The sequence below is a fragment of the Pseudescherichia vulneris NBRC 102420 genome, from assembly GCF_000759795.1.
Classification (GTDB): Bacteria; Pseudomonadota; Gammaproteobacteria; order Enterobacterales; family Enterobacteriaceae; genus Pseudescherichia; species Pseudescherichia vulneris.
Genome location: NZ_BBMZ01000013.1, coordinates 1 through 20,220, shown reverse-complemented (window position 1 = coordinate 20,220; position 20,220 = coordinate 1). Strand labels below are relative to the sequence as shown.

Sequence of the window (20,220 nt, the reverse complement as noted above, 5' to 3'; positions counted from 1 at the left end):
AAAAGCGCCTGTTCGGCGCTTTTTTTATGCTTTAATAACTTTCTGGAACTATTTAAATATATTCATCAGGAATTGAAATGTTCAGAAAGGAGTTCGTACCCCTGCTCGCCGCCGCAGCGGCCATGCTCTGGACCGCCGCCGCGCCTGCCGCACCGCTGAGCGCCACCCAGTACGGTGATTTCGATCGCTATGTGCTGGCGCTCTCGTGGCAGACCGGGTTCTGCCAGAGCCAGCACGATCGCCGCCAGCGCGAGCCGGACGAGTGTCGCCTGCAAAAAGAGAGCGATAACAAAGACGATTTTCTGACCGTTCACGGCCTGTGGCCCGGCCTGCCAAAATCAATTGCCGCACGCGGAGTCGACGATCGCCGCTGGATGCGTTACGGCTGCGCCACCCGGCCCATCCCCAACATGCCGGAAGCCCGCGTCGGGCAGAAGTGCGCCAGCGCCGAGACCGGCCTGTCGCTGGAGAGCGCAGCGAAGCTTAACAGCGTGATGCCGGGCGCGGGTGCAAACTCCTGCCTCGAACGCTACGAGTATGCCAAGCACGGGGTCTGCTTCGGCTTCGATCCGGATGCCTACTTTGGCGTGATGGTGCGTATGGCCAGCGAGATCAAGCAGAGCGCCCTCGGTAAGTTTATTGCGGCCAACTACGGAGAGCGCGTCAGCCGCAGTGATTTTGACGCCGCCTTTGCCCGGACATACGGCAGCGATAGCGTTAAAGCCATGAAGTTGACCTGCAACGGCAACCCGGCCTATCTCACGGAAGTGCAGCTCACCCTGAAGGCGAGCGCGATTAACCAGCCGCTCTCCGCCACCTCGTTTATTGCCCAGCCGCACCCTGGCAACTGTGGTAAAGAGTTTGTTCTGGATGAAGTCGGGTATTAACGAGAAGCAGGCTACCTTCAATGAGAAGGTAGCCTGAACAGAGAAAGCGTTACGCTGGCGGAAGGTTGATATTGCCGTTGCTCAGTGCCGTTACGCTGGCTCTCGCCGCTTCCGGACTTTGCGCGCCGGGCACCAGAATGATTTTGCGGCAGTCATCCTGACGCTTATCAAACATCTCATAGCCACGGGCCGCGTCTTCAAGCGGCAGATAGTGGGTAACAATCTCTTCCGGCTTCAGCAGACCCTGCTCGATCAGCGGCAGCAGCTCCGGCAGCCAGGCGTGAACGTGGGTCTGGCCCATACGGAACGAGATACCTTTATCGAAGGCGTCGCCGAACAGGAAGCCGTGGATAAAGCCCGCATAGACCCCCGGCACGCTGACAATCCCGCCCCGGCGTACGGCGGCGATGGACTGGCGCAGCACCTTACCGCTGCTGCCCTCTAGCTTAAGGTTAGTCAGCACCGTTTCGGTGGTACTGCCTTTCGCCTCGAAGCCCACGGCATCAATCACGGCATCTACGCCGCGATTGCCCGGGGTGTTTTCAATGATGACCTCGGCCGGATCGTCATGCTTATCAAAGTTAATCGGGATCACCCCGTAACGCTCTTCAGCGAAGCGCAGACGATAGTCGTTGTGGTCAACCATAAAGATCTGCTCAGCACCCAGCAGTCGGGCGCAGGCGGCGGTCAGCAGACCGACCGGACCCGCCCCGTAGATGGCGATGCGCGACCCTTTCTTCACCTCGGCATTTTTTGCTGCCTGCCAGGCGGTGGGCAGAATATCAGAGAGGAATAGCGCTTTATCGTCAGAGAGCAGCTGCGGCACCTTGAAGGGGTTCACGTCACCCTTAGGTACACGAACATACTCTGCCTGGCCACCCGGTACGCCACCGTAGAGGTGGCTATAGCCAAACAGCGCGGCCGGCGGTGGGATCTGTTTTTTATTCAGCGATGCGCCTCTGCCAGCGTTGGTGGTTTCGCAGGCGGAGTACTGATGCTGCTGGCAGAAGAAACAGCTGCCGCAGGCAATTACGAAGGGGATCACCACCCGCTCGCCTTTCTGGATATTTTTTACGTCGCGCCCGACTTCAACCACTTCGCCCATAAATTCATGGCCGAAAATATCCCCGTGCTCTGTTTTAGGGATTTTACCGTGGTAGAGGTGCAGGTCGGAGCCGCAGATGGCGGTCGCGGTGATGCGCAGAATAATATCGTCCTGCTGTTCAATAATCGGATCCGGCACGCTCTCGACGCGAACGTTATGGGGACCATGATACGTCAATGCTTTCATTCAGACCTCCGCTACTCCCCTGAGATCGGGAGAGTGAAAATTGGGCTTGCACGGATCAAGGTTAGTCAGTCCAGAGACCGATCTGCGCGACCAGGCGAATCGACAGTGGTTTTGAGAGTAATCTTAGCGGGAAAAAGACGTGATAAAAAAAGAGGCTACCCGAAGGTAGCCTCGCTGCTCACAGTGCAGGTGTCTTACTTGCTTATTATACGGTGGTGCGGATCAGGTGGTCGAAGGCGCTCAGAGAGGCTTTCGCGCCTTCGCCAGTGGCGATGATGATCTGTTTGTACGGTACGGTGGTGCAGTCGCCCGCCGCAAACACGCCTTTCACGCTGGTTTCGCACTTGGCATCGATGATGATCTCACCCATACGATTACGCTCAACCGCGCCTTCCAGCCAGTTGGTGTTCGGCAGCAGGCCGATCTGGACGAAGATACCGGCCAGCTCAATGTGATGCACATCGCCGCTGACGCGGGCACGGTACTCCAGGCCGGTCAGTTTGGTGCCATCGCCTTTCACTTCGGTGGTCTGGGCATTGAGAATGATGTCGACGTTTTTCAGGCTGCGCACTTTATCCTGCAGAACCTTGTCGGCTTTCATCTCTGGCGCAAACTCAAGCAGCGTCACGTGTTCAACGATACCGGCCAGGTCGATAGCCGCTTCAACGCCGGAGTTACCGCCGCCGATGACCGCTACGCGTTTACCCTTAAACAGCGGGCCGTCGCAGTGCGGGCAGTAGGTTACGCCGCGGGTACGGTACTGCTCTTCACCCGGTACGCCCATGTTGCGCCATTTGGCACCGGTGGCAATGATCACGCTGCGCGCTTTCAGCACCGCGCCAGACGCGGTTTCAATCTGATGCAGGCCACCCTCTTCTGCCGCCGGGGTCAGTCGGGTTGCGCTCTGGGTGTCGATAACGTCGACATCATAATCATCAACGTGGGCTTTCAGGGCGCCAGCCAGCTTCTGGCCTTCGGTTTTCGGCACGGAGATGTAGTTTTCGATGTCCACGGTGTCCAGCACCTGACCACCAAAACGTTCGCCCATCAGGCCGGTACGAATACCTTTACGCGCCGAGTAGACCGCCGCTGCCGCACCGGCAGGGCCGGAACCAACGATCAGCACGTCGTAAGCGTCACGTTTGTTCAGCTCTTCCGCCGCACGTTTTTCAGCGCCGGTATCCACTTTAGAGACAATTTCGGTCAGGGTCATACGGCCTGAACCAAACTCAACGCCGTTCAGGAACACCGCCGGTACGCCCATGACGTTGCGATCGGTGATTTCGTTCTGGAACACGCCGCCGTCAATCGCCGTATGCTTGATGCGTGGGTTGAGCACGGACATCAGGTTCAACGCCTGGACCACGTCCGGGCAGTTGTGGCATGAGAGCGAGTAGTAGGTTTCAAACTCAAAATCCCCTTCCAGCGCGGCGATCTGCTCAAGCATCTCTTTCGCTTCTTTAGAAGGGTGTCCACCGGTCCACAGCAGCGCCAGAACCAGGGAGGTAAATTCGTGGCCCAGCGGAGAGCCAGCAAAGCGCGGGCCCTGATTTGAGCCTGGGTTAGTAATCAGGAATGACGGTTTACGCACCGGCAGCTGATTGTCTTCTTTAAAGGAGACTTTGTCAGATAGCTCGGCGATTTCAGCCAGCAGTTCCTTGATCTCTGCCGATTTAGCGCTGTCATCCAGCGTGGCAATCAGCTCAACAGGTTTGGTCAGACGCTCAAGATAAGCCTTAAGCTGGGTTTTCATTGTAGTATCAAGCATTAGGGTTACTCCTGAGTTAAAAACATCATCATGCAAGCTGCCTCATTAGGGCTGCCTGGATGCAACTTGAATCATGTTGTTAGGGTAAAACGGGTGCATAACGCACCCGTGATAGGTAGGCCCGTGCAAGCGCAGCGCCGCCGGGCTTGTCAGACTTAGATCTTACCGACGAGATCCAGAGATGGAGCCAGGGTCGCTTCACCCTCTTTCCATTTAGCCGGGCACACTTCGCCTGGGTGGGCAGCAACGTACTGAGCCGCTTTGATTTTGCGCAGCAGGTCAGATGCGTCACGGCCAATGCCTTCTGCAGTCACTTCGATCGCCTGGATGATGCCCTGCGGGTCAACAACGAAGGTTGCACGGTCAGCCAGACCTTCGTCTTCACGCATGTTTTCGAAGTTACGGGTCAGCGCGCCAGTCGGGTCACCGATCATCGCATATTTGATTTTAGCGATGGTTTCAGAGCTGCCATGCCACGCTTTGTGGGTGAAATGGGTGTCGGTGGAGACGGAGTACACGTCCACGCCCAGTTTCTGCAACTCATCGTAGTGATCGGCTACGTCGCCCAGCTCGGTCGGGCAAACGAAGGTGAAGTCAGCCGGATAGAAGAAGAAGACGCTCCAGCGGCCTTCGGTATCTTTCTCGGTCACTTCGATGAATTCACCGTTTTTGAACGCCTGGTTTTTGAAAGGTTTGATCTTGGTATTGATTAAGGACATCTATACTTCCTCCGTGGTTTCGATGAGATGTAAGGTACCGAATTTTGATGGCAACGGCTAATGCGTTTGCTTTATCAAATCAATCAGCGATATCTAACAACGTAAAAGCCGTAATGGCGTCGAGGATTACATCACTCCCCCAATCAAAGGGCAATGTAACGCTGTAAGGTGTGGCCTATGACTGCGATAGGTTCGACCGTTTTAAGCAATCTGTGTGCAGCGTCGTTTAATGCCGGACAGTTTATGATATATTTCTGCAAGCCTAAGCACCTGATTATGTGCAGCAATATATTGAGATAAAAAATGACTAACCTATACGATTTAAAAAAATTCGATCTTAATCTGCTGCTTATTTTTGAGTGTATTTATCAGCATCAAAGCATCAGTAAAGCGGCTAAAGCCTTATTTATTACCCCTTCTGCGGTGAGCCAGTCTCTACAACGGCTGCGCGCGCATCTTGACGATCCACTTTTCATTCGCAGCGGAAAAGGCGTTGCGCCCACAACCGTGGCAATTAACCTGCATATGCATCTGGAGGTGAATCTTAGCCAGCTCGAACAGACGATTAATATGATGAACAGAAACGAGCTGAGTAAAAAGTTTGTTCTCTACACGCCGCAGTTGCTGATGAGCGAAGGCAGCACGGCGCTGGTCAAGGCGCTACGCCAGCAGGCCAGCTACGCGATTGAGCATCATGATATTTTTATTACCCCGCAGTCGGCCGAAGAGCTGCTGACCTACCGCAAAGCCGATCTCATCCTCTCGCTTTTTCCCATTGTTAACCCTGCCGTGGTCTGCGAAAAGCTATCGTGCGAGCCGTTGGTGCTGGTTTGCAGCGAACACCATCCGCGCCTTAACGGAAAAATAGCCCTTAGCGATGTGTTAGCAGAAGGGTTTACCTTCTACAGCACGCCGGAAAAAGGGGCGCTGGCATTACAGGAAGAGATTGAAACGGTCTTACCACAGCGCAATGTCGTGTTCAGCAGCGACTCATATATTTCCATCATTAATATTATCAGCCAGTCTGAGCTTATTGGAATAATGCCGCTGTCTACCTTTAATCACTATAAAAAGATAATGAATTTAAAAATAGTGGACATCGATATCACTCTGCCCACCTTTGATATATTTATGCTTTACAACCGGGCCTCGCTAAACGGCAGCGCCTTCGCCAGCGTAATTGAGATGATCAAGCTGGCGGATCGCTGATAAGGCTCGACGATCAGAGCGTGCAGAGACGCTCTGCGGCGGCCCGTAGCGTTGCTTCCTGCTTGGCAAAGCAGAGGCGAATAAGCTTGTGCGGGAAGGCATCGGCGCAGAATACCGACAGCGGAATGGCCGCCACACCGACCTCTTTGGTTAGCCACTGGCAGAAGCTAACGTCATCCAGATCGGAGATGGCGCTATAGTCCGCCAACAGGAAGTAGGTCCCTTCACAGGGCAGGATCTTCAGCCGGCTCTGGCTCAGGGCATCAATCAGCAGATCGCGTTTGGCCTGGTAAAAAGCAGGCAGCTCACGATAGTGCTCTGGCTCTGCCCGCAGCATATCCGCCAGCGCCAGCTGCGCCGGGGTATTGACCGCAAAGGTCAGGTACTGGTGCACCTTGCGCAGCTCAGCGCTGATAGCCGCTGGCGCAACGCAGTAGCCTACCTTCCAGCCGGTCATATGATAGGTTTTGCCAAAGGATGAGACGGCCACCGCCCGCTGACGCAGCTCGGGATGGGCCAGCACGCTGGCATGCCCCTCGGGAGCAAAGCAGATGTGCTCGTAGACCTCATCGCTCAGCACGTAGATTTCACGCTCCGCAATCGCCTGCCACAGCGCGGCAAAATCCGCACGCTGCCACACCGTGGCCGACGGGTTATGCGGCGTATTAAGAATAACCAGCCGGGTCTTATCACTCAGCAGCGCGGCAAAGGCCTGCCAGTCGACGCCAAAGTGCGGCGGCTGCAGCGCAATGCGTTTTACTACTCCCCCCGCCAGCTCAACCGCCGGGGCGTAGCTGTCGTAGCTTGGATCAAAGCAGATCACCTCGTCACCGCTGCGCACCAGAGCAGTAATCGCGGCATAGAGCGCCTCGGTGGCACCCGCGGTCACGGTGACATCACTGTTAGCATCTGGTTGGTAGCCATACAGAGCGGCAGTTTTCTCAGCAATGGCCTCCCGCAGCGCCTGTACGCCGGTCATCGGCGCATACTGGTTTGCCCCCTGAGCCACGTGAAACGCCAAACGCTCCTGCAGATAGCGCGGACCATCATAGTCAGGAAACCCCTGCGACAGATTAATCGCCTGGTGCGCCTGCGCCAGCGCGCTCATCTGGGTAAATATGGTGGTGCCAAGATTAGGAAGTTTACTCTCAGGAATCAGTGTGTTATTGCTCATCAATGGGTGCCTGCGTGTAATACTGATGTTGCTGCCACTATAACACGATGCTAGTATTTGGCAATCAAGACGCTTAGACGTCTAAACAATAATGTTATTCCTCTGCTCACACTATTCAGGAGCGTTATGACATACCCTCTGCAACTCCCGGTGCTGGTTGAAGCCTGCCATTGGCTGGGCGCAAAAGGCTGGGCACCGGCCACCGGCGGCAACATGTCGGTACGGGAAAACGCCGACTGGTGCTGGCTGAGCGAATCCGGTAAAGACAAGGGCAGCCTGACGGTGGATGATTTTTTGCAGGTGGAGATCGCCACCGATCGCGCCCCGTCAGGGCGGAAGCCCTCCGCCGAGACCGGGCTGCATACGCTGATCTATCGCCTCTACCCGGAGGCGAACGCCGTGCTGCATGTGCATACGGTCAATGCCACGGTGCTGTCACGCGTTGAGAAACTGGCGACGCTCAAGCTTACGGGCTACGAGATGCAGAAATCCCTTAGCGGACAGACCAGCCACCTCGACACGGTCTCTATTCCCCTGTTTGATAACGACCAGGATATCCCCGCCCTCGCCCGGCGCATTGAGATATACGCCCGCCAGACGCCGTTAAGTTACGGCTTCCTGCTGCGTGGACACGGTCTCACCTGCTGGGGACGCAGCGTGGCGGAAGCCCGTCGCCACCTTGAGGGGCTGGAGTTTTTATTTGAGTGTGAAATGCAGCGTCGACTGCTGGAGAGATCATGATCCGCGCCATCGTTACCGATATAGAGGGCACGACCAGCGATATCCGCTTCGTGCATAACGTGCTGTTTCCCTACGCCCGCGAGAGGCTGGAGGCGTTTGTCACCGCCCAGCAGTATGCCGAGCCGGTGAAATCCATTCTCGATAATCTGCGGGATGAGATCGCCCAGTCGGATGCCACCACCGCCGATCTCGTTGAGACGCTGTTCCGCTTTATGGATGAAGATCGTAAGTCGACGGCGCTGAAGGCGTTACAGGGGATTATCTGGCACGACGGCTACGTCAACGGCGACTTCACCGGCCATCTCTACCCCGACGTGCTGCCCGCGCTGGAAAAATGGAAGGCGCAGGGGATTGATCTCTATGTTTATTCCTCGGGCTCGGTCGCTGCGCAGAAACTGTTATTTGGCTACAGCGATGAAGGTGATATTACTCATCTGTTCAGCGGCTACTTTGATACCCGCATCGGTGCCAAGCGTGAAGCGCACGCCTATAGCAACATTGCCGAGCAGCTGGCGCTGCCGCCGGTGTCGATCCTTTTCCTGTCCGATATTCATCAGGAGCTGGATGCCGCCGCAGAGGCCGGTTTGCGCACCGTGCAGCTGATTCGTGGCGATGATGACGCCGCCAGCCAGCATCATCAGGTGCACAGTTTTAACGACATCAACCCGGAGCAGATCCCCTCATGAGCGCGTTAACGATTTATTCTGATAAAGACGTCAGCCAGCCGACGTGGCACAGCACCGACGCGGGTGAGATCCAGCAGCAGCTGAACGCCAAAGGCGTGCGCTTTGAGCGCTGGCAGGCCGACCACGATCTCGGTGCCGATCCTACGCCAGAAGCGGTGATCGACGCCTATCAGCACGCGATCGATCGGCTGGTTGCCGAGAAAGGCTATCAGAGCTGGGATGTGATCAGCCTGCGCGCCGATAACCCCAACAAGCAGGCGCTGCGGGAAAAGTTTCTCAGTGAGCACACCCACGGCGAAGACGAGGTGCGCTTTTTTGTCGAGGGTGCAGGCCTGTTCTGCCTGCACATCGGGGATGAGGTCTATCAGGTGCTGTGCGAGAAAAACGATCTGATCTCGGTTCCGGCTGGCACACCGCACTGGTTTGATATGGGATCCGAGCCGAACTTTACCGCCATTCGTATCTTCGACAACCCCGAGGGGTGGATCGCCCAGTTCACCGGCGACGCCATTGCCGACGGCTATCCGCGCCTGGCATAAATTTTACCGCGATACGCTCCCCGGTGGCGCTTCGCTTACCGGGGCTACAACTTAAAACATCCGGCCGCTACCTCGTCAGGCGTCACCACCCCGGTATCCAGCACCCAGCCGCTAATCAACGCGGCAGGGGTAACGTCAAACGCCGGGTTATAGACCAGCGTCGATTCGGGTGCCCACTGCACCGCTCCGAAGCTGCCCGCTACGCCGGTGACTTCGCTGGCCGCACGCTGCTCAATAGGAATGGCCTCCCCGTTCGGGCAGAGCGGATCCAGCGTAGTCTGCGGAGCAGCAACGTAAAACGGAATGCCATGATAACGGGCCAGCACCGCCAGCGAGTAGGTGCCGATCTTATTCGCCACGTCGCCGTTGGCCGCAATGCGGTCCGCGCCGACCCACACCGCATCGACCTGGCCCTGCGCCATCAGACTGGCCGCCATCGAATCGGTGATCAGCTGGCAGGGAATGCCCAGCTCCGCCAGCTCCCAGGCCGTCAAACGGCCCCCCTGTAACAGCGGGCGCGTCTCCCCTACCCAGACGTTGACCACCTTGCCGTCGGTAAAGGCCTGGGAGATCACCCCCAGCGCCGTACCTACGCCCGCGGTCGCCAGCCCACCGGTATTGCAGTGCGTCAGCAAGCGGCTGCCGGGCGTCACCAGCGCGCTGCCCGCTGCCGCGATCCGGGCGCAGAGCTGCTTATCCTCGGCAACCAGCCGCTCGGCTTCGGCCACCAGCGCCGGGACAAAATCCACCTCCGCCAGGGCCAGCTTCATGCGGTCAAGGTTGTTCATCAGGTTCACCGCCGTCGGGCGCGCCGCCCGCAGCGTCTCCAGCGCCTGGGCCAGAGAGAAGTGGCTCTCGCCCCGCTCGGCCAGCAGCGCCAGCAGCAGGCTGGCGGAGAGGCCAATTAGCGGCGCACCGCGCACCCGCAGGGCATGAATATGCCCCACCAGCGTCTCTACCCTGTCGGCGGGCAGCCAGCGTTTCTCCTGCGGAAGCGCCTGCTGATCGAGAATAAAAAGCTGATTATCGGTGACGCGCAGACTGGTGGTCTGGAGTGGCTGCATAGCGTTAAATCCCTGTTGCGTTGATGTATCGTATTGTGTCAGGATGAATTACAGATGTATAGACGTCTGAATGGCTTTATAAACAGAAAATTGAGGATACCGGCAATGTCGCAATACCGAACTTTCAACGCCGCCGATGCGGTGGCCTATGCCCGGCAATTTGCTGGTCTGGAGCAGGCATCCGAACTGGTTAGCGCGCATGAAGTCGGTGACGGTAACCTGAATCTGGTGTTTAAAATTTTCGACGCCGAGGGCGTAAGCCGGATCGTCGTTAAGCAGGCCCTGCCCTATGTGCGCTGCGTGGGCGAATCCTGGCCGCTGACGCTGGATCGCGCCCGGCTGGAGGCGCAGACCCTGGTGGCGCACTATCGGCACTGTCCGGCGCATACGGTAAAGATCCACCACTTCGATCCTGACCTGTCGGTAATGGTGATGGAGGATCTCTCCGACCACCGCATCTGGCGTGGAGAGCTGATCAAGGGCGCATACTATCCGCAGGCCGCCCGCCAGCTGGCAGCGTATCTGGCGCAGACTCTGTTCCACACTAGCGATTTCTATCTCACCCCGGCGCAGAAAAAGGCCCAGGTGGCGCAGTTTATCAACCCAGAGATGTGTGGCATTACCGAAGACCTCTTCTTTGACGACCCATACCGCGTTCACGAGCGCAACAGCTACCCGGCGGCGATTGAAGCTGACGTGGTTGCCCTGCGTGACGATACCGCCCTGCTGCTGGCGGTGGCCGGGCTTAAACAGCGCTTTCTCTCCCATGCCGAAGCGCTCCTGCACGGCGATATCCACAGCGGCTCACTATTTGTTGCCGAAGGCAGCCTGAAGGCGATTGACGCCGAATTTGGCTACGTGGGGCCGATTGGCTTTGACCTTGGCACGGCTATTGGCAACCTGCTGCTTAACTACTGCGGCCTGCCGGGACATCTGGGCATTCGCGATGCCGCTGCCGCCCGCGAGCAACGCCTGAACGATATTCAGGAGCTATGGAACACCTTCGCAGAGACCTTCCTTGCCCTGGCCGCAGAGAAAACCCGCGACGTGGCGCTGGCCCAGCCGGGCTATGCCGCTCAGTTCCTGCAGAAGGTGTGGCACGATGCAATAGGCTTCTGCGGCACAGAGCTGATCCGCCGCAGCGTTGGCCTCTCTCACGTGGCGGATATCGACACTATCGCCGACGAAGAGATGCGCCACGCATGCCTGCGCCACGCCATCCATTTAGGCAAGGCGCTGATCGTCATTGCCGACCGCATTCACAACGTTGATGAACTGATTGCCCGCGTTCGGCAGTACAGCTAGCCTCTTTCGCCGGGTGGCGGCTTCGCCTGACCCGGCCTACTCAACCCGTAGGCCCGGCAAGCACAGCGCCGCCGGGCAATACCTTTATCCCAGATACTCAATAATCGACAATCCGCCGTTATAGTCGGTGCTATAGATAATCCCCTGCGCGTCGACAAACACGTCGCAGGACTGGATCACCTGCGGACGGCCAGGGCGGGTATCCATCATCTTCGCTGGCGCAGCGGGCACCAGCGCGCCGGTCTCTACCGGGCGATACGGATTAGAGATATCGTAGGCCCTTACCCCGGCGTTCTGATAGGTGGCAAAGATCAGCGTCGAGCTGATAAAGCTTCCCGGCCGGTTCTCGTGCAGGTTGTGCGGCCCGAAGTGCGCCCCTTTCGCCACATAGTCGATCTCATCCGGCTGCGGGAAGGTAGAGATGCTCACCGGATTAGCAGGCTCACGAATATCAAACAGCCAGATCAGCTTCTCGCCATCCTCCTGATTATCCAGCACCGCCTCGTCCAGCACCACCAGCAGATCCCGGTCCGGCAGCGGCAGCGCGGTATGGGTTCCACCACCAAACGGCGGGCTCCAGTTGCGGTGGCTGATGAGCTTCGGCGCGCTGCGATCTTTCACATCCAGCAGCGTCAGACCGCCGTCGCGCCAGCTGCCGTAGGCGGTATCCCCGGCAATAATGGCGTGGTGCAGAGCGTAACGCTTGCCCTCCGGCCACGTCGTGGTCTCCCCCGCCGCCTGGTTCATCCCCGGCAGCCACCAGCGCCCCGCCACCTCAGGCTTGCGCGGATCGGCAAGGTCGATGGTCAGGAAGATGTAGTCGCTAAAGCCGTCGATTAATGCAGAGACATAGGCCCAGCGGCCCCCCACGTACCAGATGCGGTGAATGCCGATGCCGTCCAGCCCCAGAAAGCCAATCTCTTTCGGCTGGTCCGGCGTGGAGATATCAAACACGCGCAGTCCGGCGCTCCAGCCTTTGTCCTGGACGTCGCTCACCGTCTCCCCTACCGAGCGGGTGTAGTAGACCTTCTCGTCAGCGAAACGGGCATCGGCAAAGAGATCCCGGGCGTTGATCACCAGCAGCAGATCGTCATGGGCCTGCAAGTGGACGTTCCAGGTTCCCGGCGGCGCGGGCACGTAGCCTGCCGGGCGCGGGTTTTTCGGATCGCGCACGTCAACAATCGAGAAGCCCTGGGAAACCATATGGCCGATATAGGCGAAGCCACGGTGCACCATCAGCTGCACACCGTCGGGCCGCCCGCCCTGGTCCGAGTGACCAATCAGCCGCATATTGCGGCTGTAGTCAGGCGTAGGCAGCGCACTCATTTGTTTTTCGCTTGCAGAGTGGCGAACCACGGGGCGATAAAATCTTCGGTCTGGCCCCAGCCCGGAATGATTTTACCCAGGGTGGCGACGTTTACCGCGCCCGGCTGGGCAGCCAGCAGCGCCTGCGGGATTGCAGCGGCCTTGAAGTCATAGGTGGCTGGCGTCTGCTCTCCGGCGAGCTTGTTGGCGATCAGACGCACGTTGGTCGCGCCAATCAGTTTCGGATCCACCGCCACGCTCACCTTCCACGGACTGTTGGACTCGCGCATCAGCTGCAGATCCTGGTTGGAGACGTCAATGCTGTAGAGTTTGATCTCGGTGCGGCCGTTCTCTTTCAGCGCCTTGTAAGCGCCCTGGCTGAAGGCGTCCCAGGTGCCCCAGATGGCATCGATCTGCCCTTTCGGATACTTCGCCAGCACCGCGCCAACTTTATTCGCCGTATCGCCCTGCACGTCGGAAGAGACCGCCCCGATGGACTCCAGCTCTTTAATGCCTGGGTTCTGCTTCAGCAGCGTCTGGTAGGCGGCCTGACGGCGCTCCATCGGCGGGAAGCCGGCCACCCACAGTTTGATGATATTGGCCTTGCCGTTGAAATCCTTCACCAGTTCGCCGAAGGAGAGATTGGTCAGCGAGGCGTCATCCTGTTGGGTCACGGTCACGCCGGGGATGGCACCGTTGATGGCGGTATCAAATACCGAGACGGCAATGCCCGCATCCACCGCTTTTTTCACCAGCTCGGTTGAGTAAGGATCCCGGCCCTGGGAGAGAATAATGCCATCGTACTTCTGGCTGATGGCCTGGTTAACAAAGTCCTGAAATTTGGCATCGTCGCCGTTGCTGAGGAAGGTGCTGACCTTAAAGCCAAGCTTTTTGCCCTCCGTCAGCGCGCCGGAGACGAACTGGGTGGTGTTATCGTCCGAGCCCAGGTTACGGATCAGCGCAATGCGCACCGGTCCGCTGTGGTTAGCCAGTGCGGCCGGAACCGGTGCAGGCGTCGCCGCGTAGCCCGGGACAGAACTCAGCAGGCCCAGCGCCAGCAGTGAAAGTGCAAATTTATTCATCTCTGTTTTCCCCTGATAAAAGTAAATTAACGACGCTGGAAATAGGTCAACGCCAGAGCACCGGCCAGCACCAGTCCCTTAATAATGTCCATTGCGTAGTAGGGCACGGAGAGCATCACCAGCCCGTTTGACAGCACCCCGAGGATCACCGCCCCCACCAACGTGCCAAGCGCATTGGGCTTGCCGGATCCGGCCAGTGAGAAGCCGATCCATGCCGCCGCCACCGCATCCATCAGGTAGCCGCCTCCGGCGTTCACCTGCGAGGAGCCGATGCGCGAGGCCAGCAGAATGCCGCCGAGTCCCGCCAGCAGGGAGGCAATAACGTAGGCCGCCACCTTATAGCGGGTGGTGCGGATCCCGGAGAGGCGCGCCGCCTCCGGGTTGCCGCCGATGGCGTACATTCGCCGCCCGTGGGTGGTCAGCGACAGGCCAAGCTGGGCCACCACCGTGACCACCAGCATCACAATCACAATGATCGGCACCTGGCCGAGCAGGCTAAAGCCCGCTGGGATCATCCCCTCCGCCATCTCGCCGCTCGGCAGCAGCATGTTTTCGGTGATCGACCCGCCGTAGCTGTAGGTCATCGCCACGCCCTGAATGACAAACAGGCTGCCGAGGGTGGCGAGCATGTCAGGGATGCGCAACACGACAATCAGGAAGGCGTTAAACAGACCCACCAGGGTACAGAGCGCCAGGGTCACCAGAATGGCTTCGGTCGTGCCGAAGCCGTGCCAGACGAAGAGCGAGATCACCAGCGCGTTGGCCAGCGACGCCGTCGACCCCACGGAGAGATCGAACCCGCCGATGGTCAGCGAAATCGAGACGCCGACGGCAATCACCGTCACGATGGCAATCGAACGTAGAATGTTGATGATGTTAAAGGGGTCGAGGAAGTTATCCGAGGCGATGCCAAAGATAGCCACCAGCAGCACCACGGTCAGCAGCATGCCCCACTTATAAAGAAAATCGAAAAACTGCTGACGGCCCGACGCCGCTGCTTTTACTGAAAGGGCTTTGCTCACGCCGCCGCTCCTCCGGTCGAATAGTAAAGTAGTGTCTCTTCCCGGGCCTCTGCCCCGGCTATCTCCGCCACGATGCGGCCATCCCACAGCACGCAGATGCGATCGCAGAGCCCCACCAGCTCGGCAAACTCGCCGGAGGCGTAGACGATCCCCTTGCCCTCCCGGGCGAGGCCGTCAATCAGGCGGAAGAGATCGGTTTTGGCTTTCACGTCGACGCCCTTGGTAGGCTCGTCGAAGATCACCACGCTGGCGTTGCCGCGCAGCCATTTGCCTATCGCCACCTTCTGCTGGTTACCACCAGAGAGGCGGCGCAGGATCTGCCCCGGGCCGGTGGTACGCACACCGACGCGCTCAATCACCGTCTGTGCCCAGCGCCAGGCTTTACGGTGGCCGAACAGGCTCCAGCGGGAGAAGCTGTTATCCGCGCTGACCGCCAGGTTCATGGCAATCGGCTCGTCAATAAAGATGCCCTCTTTGCGCCGCTCCTCGGGGATCAGGGCCATACCACGTATAACGGAATCCGCCGGATCCCGAGGCCGCCACAGCTGGCCGTTCAGCTCCCCGTGAGCGACGCGGCTCTTTTCCGCGCCAAACAGCGCCTTGCAGAGCTCGGTTTTGCCCGCGCCCGCCAGGCCCGCGATGCCGAGGATTTCGCCCCTGCGCAGGTGCAGGGAGATATCCTTCAGCAGCTTCTCGTCATGGAGCCCCTCCACGCGCAGCAGGGTCTCTTCCCCGTGCGGCGGACGGCGCGGGGGATAGATATCATTCAGTTGGTGGCCGAGCATCTTCTCCACAATCGCCTCCCCGCTCAGGGCGGCCATCGGGCCGGACTCCACCAGCCTGCCGTCGCGCAGCACCGTCAGTGTGTCGCAGATAGCCTTCAGCTCGTGAATGCGATGGGAGATAAAGACCACGCCAATGCCCTGCTGCTGTAGCCGTCTTACCACGGTAAACAGGCGCTCGCTCTCGTGCTGATCCAGCGGCGCGGTAGGCTCATCGAGGATCAAAAAGCGGCAGCGATGGGAGAGCGCACGGGCCAGCAGGATCTGCTGCTTCTCCGCGAGGGTGCAGGTGTCGATGGCGCGTCTGACGTCAAGAGTGACATCAAGCTGGGCCAGCGCATCCCGCGCATGCTGACGAACGGTCGACCAGCGCCAGGCGTAGCCCGGCTCGGCGAGCTTATCGAGCATGATGTTTTCCGCAATGCTAAGACCGGGGACTAGCGCCACGTCGACCTCCTGCTGAACCAGATGGATGCCGAGACGTTTGGCATCCAGCGGAGAGCGAATGGTGACCGGCTGGTCATCAATGACGATCTCGCCTTCATAGCCTGCCCAGGTGCCGCACAGCACCGCCATCAGCGTGGATTTCCCCGCGCCGTTGGCCCCCGTCAGGGCATGCACCGATCCGCCGCGCAGGCTGAAATTCACCTGCGTCAGGGCATTAACACCGGCAAAGGCGAGGCTTATCGCACGCATCTCGAGATGGGTAACGCGCATCTGTGAGGCTTTCCTGGGATTAATAGATTGATTTAGCGAATTTTTCATAGCCGCGCTTGACTGGCAACAGCAGAAAAGGCATAAGATAAAGCGAAATATTATTAGCCATCCGGATGTCCAGACATAACATCGGGTTAGCGATTCCGCATAAGGACACAGTCATGAGCAACACCGATATCCGCGTTGTACCCGGCCCGGCCAACTACTACTCCCACAGCGGCAGCCTGGCGCGCCTGAACGATTTTTATACGCCCGAGCAGCTCTCCCGCGCGGTCTTGATCTATGGCGAACGCGCCATCGCTGCCGCCCGCCCTTATCTGCCGGAGAGCGTTGACGCCCCAGGAGTGAAGCATCTGCTGTTTAAGGGCCACTGCAGCGAGCATGACGTTAGCGCGCTGGTAAATGACGCGGGCAGCGACCGCAGCGTGGTGATTGGCATCGGCGGCGGTGCGCTGCTGGATACCGCGAAGGCCGTGGCGCGCCGCTTAGGGTTGCCGGTGGTGGCGATCCCGACCATTGCCGCCACCTGCGCGGCCTGGACGCCGCTCTCGGTCTGGTATAACGACGCCGGTCAGGCGCTGCACTTTGAAATTTTCGACGACGCCAACTTCCTGGTGCTGGTGGAGCCGCAGATTATTCTCGACGCGCCGGTGGAGTATCTGCTGGCGGGCATCGGCGATACGCTGGCGAAGTGGTATGAGGCGGTGGTGCTGGCCCCGGATCCGGCCAGCCTGCCGCTGACCGTGCGGCTGGGGATCAACGGCGCGCTGGCGATCCGTGACGTGCTGCTGGAGAGCAGTGAAACCGCGCTGGCGGACCAGCAGCGCGGGGAGCTGACTCAGGCTTTCCGTGACGTGGTAGATGCAATTATTGCCGGAGGCGGAATGGTGGGCGGACTCGGCGAGCGCTACACCCGCGTTGCCGCTGCCCACGCGGTGCATAACGGCCTGACGGTGCTGCCGCAGACCGACAAATTCCTGCACGGCACGAAGGTGGCCTACGGCATTCTGGTGCAGAGCGCCCTGCTCGGCCAGGACGAAGTATTAACCCAGCTGGTCAACGCCTTCCAGCGCTTCAACCTGCCGACCACCCTGGCGGCGCTGGAGGTGGATATTCACAACCGTGACGAGCTGGATCGGGTCATCGCCCACACCCTGCGCCCGGTGGAGTCGATTCACTACCTGCCGGTGACGTTAACGCCGGAGACGCTGCGCGCGGCGTTCGAGAAGGTAGAGGCGTTTAACCCCTAAATTAGCAGCAGCGCGCTCCGCCTTTACCGCCGTAGCGCGCATCCTGGCGATCGCGGAAAAAGTCTTCGTAGGTCATGGGGGTCTGGTCCGGATGGTTAAGCTGCATATGGGCAACGTAGTTGTCGTAGTCCGGCACGCCGACCATCATTTTCGCGGCCTGGCCTAAATACTTTCCGGCCTTGACAAGAGTATCAAACATCGTAGGCTCCTTGCCCCTCCCCATATTCGGAGAGGGGCATGATTAAACTCAGTGCGCCCGTTTTGCCTGGGCCACTACCTGCTCAGCGTTGGCCGGCATCGGCTCGTACGGGGTCTCTTTCGCCGTTGGCCGGGACTCTTTTAGCGCCGCCAGCGCGGTCTTCAGCGAGTAGACCGCCAGCACCACCACGACCACCATAAAGAAGATGGTCAGCCCGGCGTCCAGACGGTTGTTAAACACCAGCTGATTTAGCTGCGATTCGGTGTACTGGGCCGGAATAGTGCCGCTGTCGATCATTCCCTGGAAGCGATTAGCGATCGCCAGGAAACCGACTTTTACGTCTGGGCTAAAGGCTTTCTGCCAGCCTGCGGTCAGGGTACAGATCAGCAGCCACGCGGTAGGCACGAGGGCCACCCACGCGAAGCGCTGGCGCTTCATCTTGAACAGGACCACCGCGCAGAGCATCAGCGCCATTCCGGCCAGCATCTGGTTAGCGATACCAAACAGCGGCCAGAGGGTATTGATCCCGCCAAGCGGATCCACTACCCCCTGATGGAGGAAGTAGCCCCACGCCAGCACGCAGAGCGCCGTCGCCAGCAGGTTCGCGGGCAGCGAGTCGGTACGCTTCAGCCCTGGGCTGATGACCCCCAGCAGATCCTGGAGCATAAAGCGCGCCGCACGGGTCCCCGCATCCACCGCCGTGAGGATAAACAGCGCCTCAAACAGAATGGCAAAGTGGTACCAGAATGAGACGTCCATCAGCCCACCCAGCGCGCCGTGAAGAATATAGGCCATCCCTACCGCCAGGGTGGGTGCTCCGCCCGCACGGGAGATAATGGTCTGCTCGCCCACCTCGTTGGCGATCTGGTTGAGGGTATCCGGCGTAATACTAAAGCCCCAGCCGCTCACCACCTGTGCCGCCGAGGCGACCACGTCCGCCGTACCGGCAGGAGCCAGCACCGCCATCGGGCTGTTCATCGCGAAGTAGACGCCCGGATCGATAATGCAGGCCGAGACCAGAGCCATGATCGCCACGAAGGACTCCATCAGCATCCCGCCGTAGCCAATCAAACAGGCCTGCCCCTCGTTGGCCAGCATCTTCGGCGTGGTGCCGGAGGAGATCAGGGCATGGAAGCCCGACACCGCCCCGCAGGCAATAGTGATAAACAGGAACGGGAAGAGGTTACCGGTCCACACCGGGCCGGTGCCGTCAACAAACTTGGTCAGGGCGGGCATGGTCAGCGTCGGGCGCATGATCAAAATCCCGATCGCCAGACCAATGATGGTGCCGATTTTCAGGAAGGTAGAGAGGTAGTCGCGCGGGGCCAGCAGCAGCCACACCGGCAGTACCGCCGCGATAAAGCCGTAGCCCACCAGCATCCAGGTCAGCTGCACGCCGGTAAAGTCGAACATTGGAGCCCAGGTCGGGCTTTCTGCCACCCAGCCGCCAGAGATGATAGCGAAAATCAGCAGCACGAGGCCGATCACCGAGACTTCACCAATGCGGCCCGGACGCAGGTAGCGAATGTAGATCCCCATAAAGATCGCCAGCGGAATGGTGAAGGCCACGGTATAGGTGCCCCACGGGCTGTGGGTCAGGGCTTTGACCACAATCATCGCCAGCACCGCCAGGATGATCACCATGATCATAAAGCAGGCCACGAGGGCGATCACCCCTGCCGTTGGCCCCATCTCCTCTTTCACCAGCTCACCCAGCGAACGGCCGTCGCGGCGGGTAGAGACAAAGAGCACCATAAAGTCCTGCACTGCCCCAGCGAGCACCACCCCGGCGAGGATCCAAATCATCCCCGGCAGATAGCCCATCTGCGCCGCCAGCACCGGTCCCACCAGCGGCCCCGCCCCGGCAATCGCCGCAAAGTGGTGACCAAACAGCACCTTCTTATCCGTGGGAACGTAGTCCAGCCCGTCGTTATGGCGTACGGCGGGCGTCATGCGGGTCGGATCCACCGCCAGCACGTTGCGGGCGATGTACTGCCCATAAAAGCGATAGGCGATCAGATAGATACAGACGGCTGCCACCACAATCCATAAGGCATTAATCTGTTCACCCCGATTAAGTGCGATATAGCCGAGGGCAAAAGCTCCTATTACCGCGAGCAATGCCCAAATAAGGTATTTCCCTGAGTTTTGCATAGTCGTTTTCCGTTGGCTGAGGCAGAAAGATGTTACATTTTGTTTCTAGATCAGGCGGCGGGTTTTAACAATGTTGTTACGTCAGAAAGCAGAGGGGTAACCGGTTATTTACAACACTCTGTAATGGAGATCACTTATGCGGGGTGAAACGTGGGGGAAACGCCGAGGACGATGTAGGCCGGGCAAACGCAGTGCCGCCCGGCAATGCAACACAGCACAGTCACGCCCGGTGGCGCTACGCTTACCGGGCCTACAAACCTGCACCGTACCTGACGTAGGTCGGGCAAACGCAGTGCCGCCCGGCAATGCAGCATCAGCACAGTCAT

The 20,220-nt window shown here is 59.0% G+C and carries 18 protein-coding genes; 7 read left to right on the top strand and 11 right to left on the bottom strand.

The genetic code is table 11. From position 1 onward, the window contains the following. The first annotated feature begins 77 nt into the window (after positions 1–77). Positions 78–887 carry a ribonuclease I gene (gene rna, locus EV102420_RS11900; RefSeq protein ID WP_042392012.1) on the top strand — a complete coding sequence of 270 codons (810 nt, stop codon included), beginning with the start codon at positions 78–80 and terminating at the stop codon, positions 885–887. Between the two features lie 49 nt (positions 888–936). On the opposite strand, the gene EV102420_RS11895 is transcribed toward rna, so the two are convergent. From EV102420_RS11895 to ahpC, 3 genes are all read right to left on the bottom strand, one after another. After that, positions 937–2,178, bottom strand: coding sequence for a zinc-dependent alcohol dehydrogenase (locus EV102420_RS11895; RefSeq protein WP_042392011.1), 1,242 nt, complete (start codon positions 2,176–2,178; stop codon positions 937–939). Between the two features lie 205 nt (positions 2,179–2,383). Further along, the gene (gene ahpF, locus EV102420_RS11890) at positions 2,384–3,946 is read right to left on the bottom strand and encodes an alkyl hydroperoxide reductase subunit F (RefSeq protein ID WP_042392009.1); all 1,563 of its coding nucleotides are present in this window, start codon (positions 3,944–3,946) and stop codon (positions 2,384–2,386) included. A gap of 155 nt (positions 3,947–4,101) precedes the next feature. Then, the gene (gene ahpC / locus EV102420_RS11885; RefSeq protein ID WP_042392008.1) at positions 4,102–4,665 is read right to left on the bottom strand and encodes an alkyl hydroperoxide reductase subunit C; all 564 of its coding nucleotides are present in this window, start codon (positions 4,663–4,665) and stop codon (positions 4,102–4,104) included. A gap of 303 nt (positions 4,666–4,968) precedes the next feature. Between ahpC and citR the strand changes: the two genes are divergently transcribed. After that, the gene (citR, locus tag EV102420_RS11880) at positions 4,969–5,874 is read left to right on the top strand and encodes a DNA-binding transcriptional repressor CitR (protein WP_042392004.1); all 906 of its coding nucleotides are present in this window, start codon (positions 4,969–4,971) and stop codon (positions 5,872–5,874) included. A 13-nt stretch (positions 5,875–5,887) separates the two neighbouring features. Here the strand turns inward: citR and EV102420_RS11875 are convergent, their stop codons facing one another. Further along, on the bottom strand, positions 5,888–7,048 hold the full coding sequence (locus EV102420_RS11875) for a pyridoxal phosphate-dependent aminotransferase (RefSeq protein ID WP_042392002.1): 1,161 nt from the start codon (positions 7,046–7,048) through the stop codon (positions 5,888–5,890). Between the two features lie 126 nt (positions 7,049–7,174). Between EV102420_RS11875 and EV102420_RS11870 the strand changes: the two genes are divergently transcribed. The 3 genes from EV102420_RS11870 to EV102420_RS11860 are packed head-to-tail and all read left to right on the top strand — an operon-like array spanning position 7,175 to position 9,014. Continuing rightward, positions 7,175–7,789: a methylthioribulose 1-phosphate dehydratase gene (locus EV102420_RS11870; RefSeq protein ID WP_042392001.1), complete on the top strand. Its 615-nt coding sequence runs from the start codon at positions 7,175–7,177 to the stop codon at positions 7,787–7,789. Further along, positions 7,786–8,475 carry an acireductone synthase gene (mtnC, locus tag EV102420_RS11865; protein WP_042391998.1) on the top strand — a complete coding sequence of 230 codons (690 nt, stop codon included), beginning with the start codon at positions 7,786–7,788 and terminating at the stop codon, positions 8,473–8,475. Before EV102420_RS11870 ends, mtnC begins: the two co-directional genes overlap by 4 nt. Beyond that, the gene (locus EV102420_RS11860) at positions 8,472–9,014 is read left to right on the top strand and encodes a 1,2-dihydroxy-3-keto-5-methylthiopentene dioxygenase (protein ID WP_042391996.1); all 543 of its coding nucleotides are present in this window, start codon (positions 8,472–8,474) and stop codon (positions 9,012–9,014) included. The genes mtnC and EV102420_RS11860 overlap by 4 nt, the downstream gene beginning before the upstream one ends. A 44-nt stretch (positions 9,015–9,058) precedes the next feature. On the opposite strand, the gene mtnA is transcribed toward EV102420_RS11860, so the two are convergent. Then, entirely contained in the window at positions 9,059–10,078 is a 1,020-nt protein-coding gene (mtnA, locus tag EV102420_RS11855) for an S-methyl-5-thioribose-1-phosphate isomerase (protein WP_042391994.1), read from the bottom strand. A 105-nt stretch (positions 10,079–10,183) separates the two neighbouring features. Between mtnA and mtnK the strand changes: the two genes are divergently transcribed. Further along, positions 10,184–11,383 carry an S-methyl-5-thioribose kinase gene (gene mtnK / locus EV102420_RS11850; RefSeq protein WP_042391991.1) on the top strand — a complete coding sequence of 400 codons (1,200 nt, stop codon included), beginning with the start codon at positions 10,184–10,186 and terminating at the stop codon, positions 11,381–11,383. Positions 11,384–11,467: 84 nt separating this feature from the next. Here mtnK and EV102420_RS11845 read toward each other — a convergent pair whose 3' ends face one another. From EV102420_RS11845 to EV102420_RS11830, 4 genes are read right to left on the bottom strand one after another with little or no spacing between them, the layout of a single operon-like run. After that, positions 11,468–12,709 carry an LVIVD repeat-containing protein gene (locus EV102420_RS11845; RefSeq protein ID WP_042391990.1) on the bottom strand — a complete coding sequence of 414 codons (1,242 nt, stop codon included), beginning with the start codon at positions 12,707–12,709 and terminating at the stop codon, positions 11,468–11,470. After that, on the bottom strand, positions 12,706–13,770 hold the full coding sequence (locus EV102420_RS11840; RefSeq protein ID WP_042391988.1) for a sugar ABC transporter substrate-binding protein: 1,065 nt from the start codon (positions 13,768–13,770) through the stop codon (positions 12,706–12,708). The genes EV102420_RS11845 and EV102420_RS11840 overlap by 4 nt, the downstream gene beginning before the upstream one ends. A 26-nt stretch (positions 13,771–13,796) precedes the next feature. Beyond that, complete coding sequence (locus tag EV102420_RS11835) at positions 13,797–14,792, bottom strand: ABC transporter permease (RefSeq protein ID WP_042391985.1); 996 nt, start codon at positions 14,790–14,792, stop codon at positions 13,797–13,799. After that, a complete protein-coding gene (locus EV102420_RS11830) occupies positions 14,789–16,291 on the bottom strand; it encodes a sugar ABC transporter ATP-binding protein (protein ID WP_042391983.1) in 1,503 nt (500 codons plus the stop codon). Before EV102420_RS11830 ends, EV102420_RS11835 begins: the two co-directional genes overlap by 4 nt. 161 nt (positions 16,292–16,452) lie before the next feature. On the opposite strand from EV102420_RS11830, the gene EV102420_RS11825 reads away from it, so the two are divergent. Continuing rightward, positions 16,453–17,541: an oxidoreductase gene (locus EV102420_RS11825; RefSeq protein ID WP_042391981.1), complete on the top strand. Its 1,089-nt coding sequence runs from the start codon at positions 16,453–16,455 to the stop codon at positions 17,539–17,541. 1 nt (position 17,542) lies between these two features. Here EV102420_RS11825 and EV102420_RS11820 read toward each other — a convergent pair whose 3' ends face one another. Together EV102420_RS11820 and cstA are read right to left on the bottom strand one after the other, a co-directional pair. Beyond that, positions 17,543–17,740 carry a YbdD/YjiX family protein gene (locus tag EV102420_RS11820; protein ID WP_042391979.1) on the bottom strand — a complete coding sequence of 66 codons (198 nt, stop codon included), beginning with the start codon at positions 17,738–17,740 and terminating at the stop codon, positions 17,543–17,545. A gap of 48 nt (positions 17,741–17,788) precedes the next feature. Beyond that, positions 17,789–19,894: a pyruvate/proton symporter CstA gene (cstA, locus tag EV102420_RS11815; protein ID WP_042391977.1), complete on the bottom strand. Its 2,106-nt coding sequence runs from the start codon at positions 19,892–19,894 to the stop codon at positions 17,789–17,791. Positions 19,895–20,220: the final 326 nt, after the last annotated feature.

Bases quoted from the DNA above. Each gene is read 5' to 3' on its own strand.
- rna (WP_042392012.1), top strand. From the start codon at position 78: ATGTTCAGAAAGGAGTTCGTACCCCTGCTCGCCGCCGCAGCGGCCATG.
- EV102420_RS11895 (WP_042392011.1), bottom strand. From the start codon at position 2,178: ATGAAAGCATTGACGTATCATGGTCCCCATAACGTTCGCGTCGAGAGC.
- ahpF (WP_042392009.1), bottom strand. From the start codon at position 3,946: ATGCTTGATACTACAATGAAAACCCAGCTTAAGGCTTATCTTGAGCGT.
- ahpC (WP_042392008.1), bottom strand. From the start codon at position 4,665: ATGTCCTTAATCAATACCAAGATCAAACCTTTCAAAAACCAGGCGTTC.
- citR (WP_042392004.1), top strand. From the start codon at position 4,969: ATGACTAACCTATACGATTTAAAAAAATTCGATCTTAATCTGCTGCTT.
- EV102420_RS11875 (WP_042392002.1), bottom strand. From the start codon at position 7,048: ATGAGCAATAACACACTGATTCCTGAGAGTAAACTTCCTAATCTTGGC.
- EV102420_RS11870 (WP_042392001.1), top strand. From the start codon at position 7,175: ATGACATACCCTCTGCAACTCCCGGTGCTGGTTGAAGCCTGCCATTGG.
- mtnC (WP_042391998.1), top strand. From the start codon at position 7,786: ATGATCCGCGCCATCGTTACCGATATAGAGGGCACGACCAGCGATATC.
- EV102420_RS11860 (WP_042391996.1), top strand. From the start codon at position 8,472: ATGAGCGCGTTAACGATTTATTCTGATAAAGACGTCAGCCAGCCGACG.
- mtnA (WP_042391994.1), bottom strand. From the start codon at position 10,078: ATGCAGCCACTCCAGACCACCAGTCTGCGCGTCACCGATAATCAGCTT.
- mtnK (WP_042391991.1), top strand. From the start codon at position 10,184: ATGTCGCAATACCGAACTTTCAACGCCGCCGATGCGGTGGCCTATGCC.
- EV102420_RS11845 (WP_042391990.1), bottom strand. From the start codon at position 12,709: ATGAGTGCGCTGCCTACGCCTGACTACAGCCGCAATATGCGGCTGATT.
- EV102420_RS11840 (WP_042391988.1), bottom strand. From the start codon at position 13,770: ATGAATAAATTTGCACTTTCACTGCTGGCGCTGGGCCTGCTGAGTTCT.
- EV102420_RS11830 (WP_042391983.1), bottom strand. From the start codon at position 16,291: ATGCGCGTTACCCATCTCGAGATGCGTGCGATAAGCCTCGCCTTTGCC.
- EV102420_RS11825 (WP_042391981.1), top strand. From the start codon at position 16,453: ATGAGCAACACCGATATCCGCGTTGTACCCGGCCCGGCCAACTACTAC.
- EV102420_RS11820 (WP_042391979.1), bottom strand. From the start codon at position 17,740: ATGTTTGATACTCTTGTCAAGGCCGGAAAGTATTTAGGCCAGGCCGCG.
- cstA (WP_042391977.1), bottom strand. From the start codon at position 19,894: ATGCAAAACTCAGGGAAATACCTTATTTGGGCATTGCTCGCGGTAATA.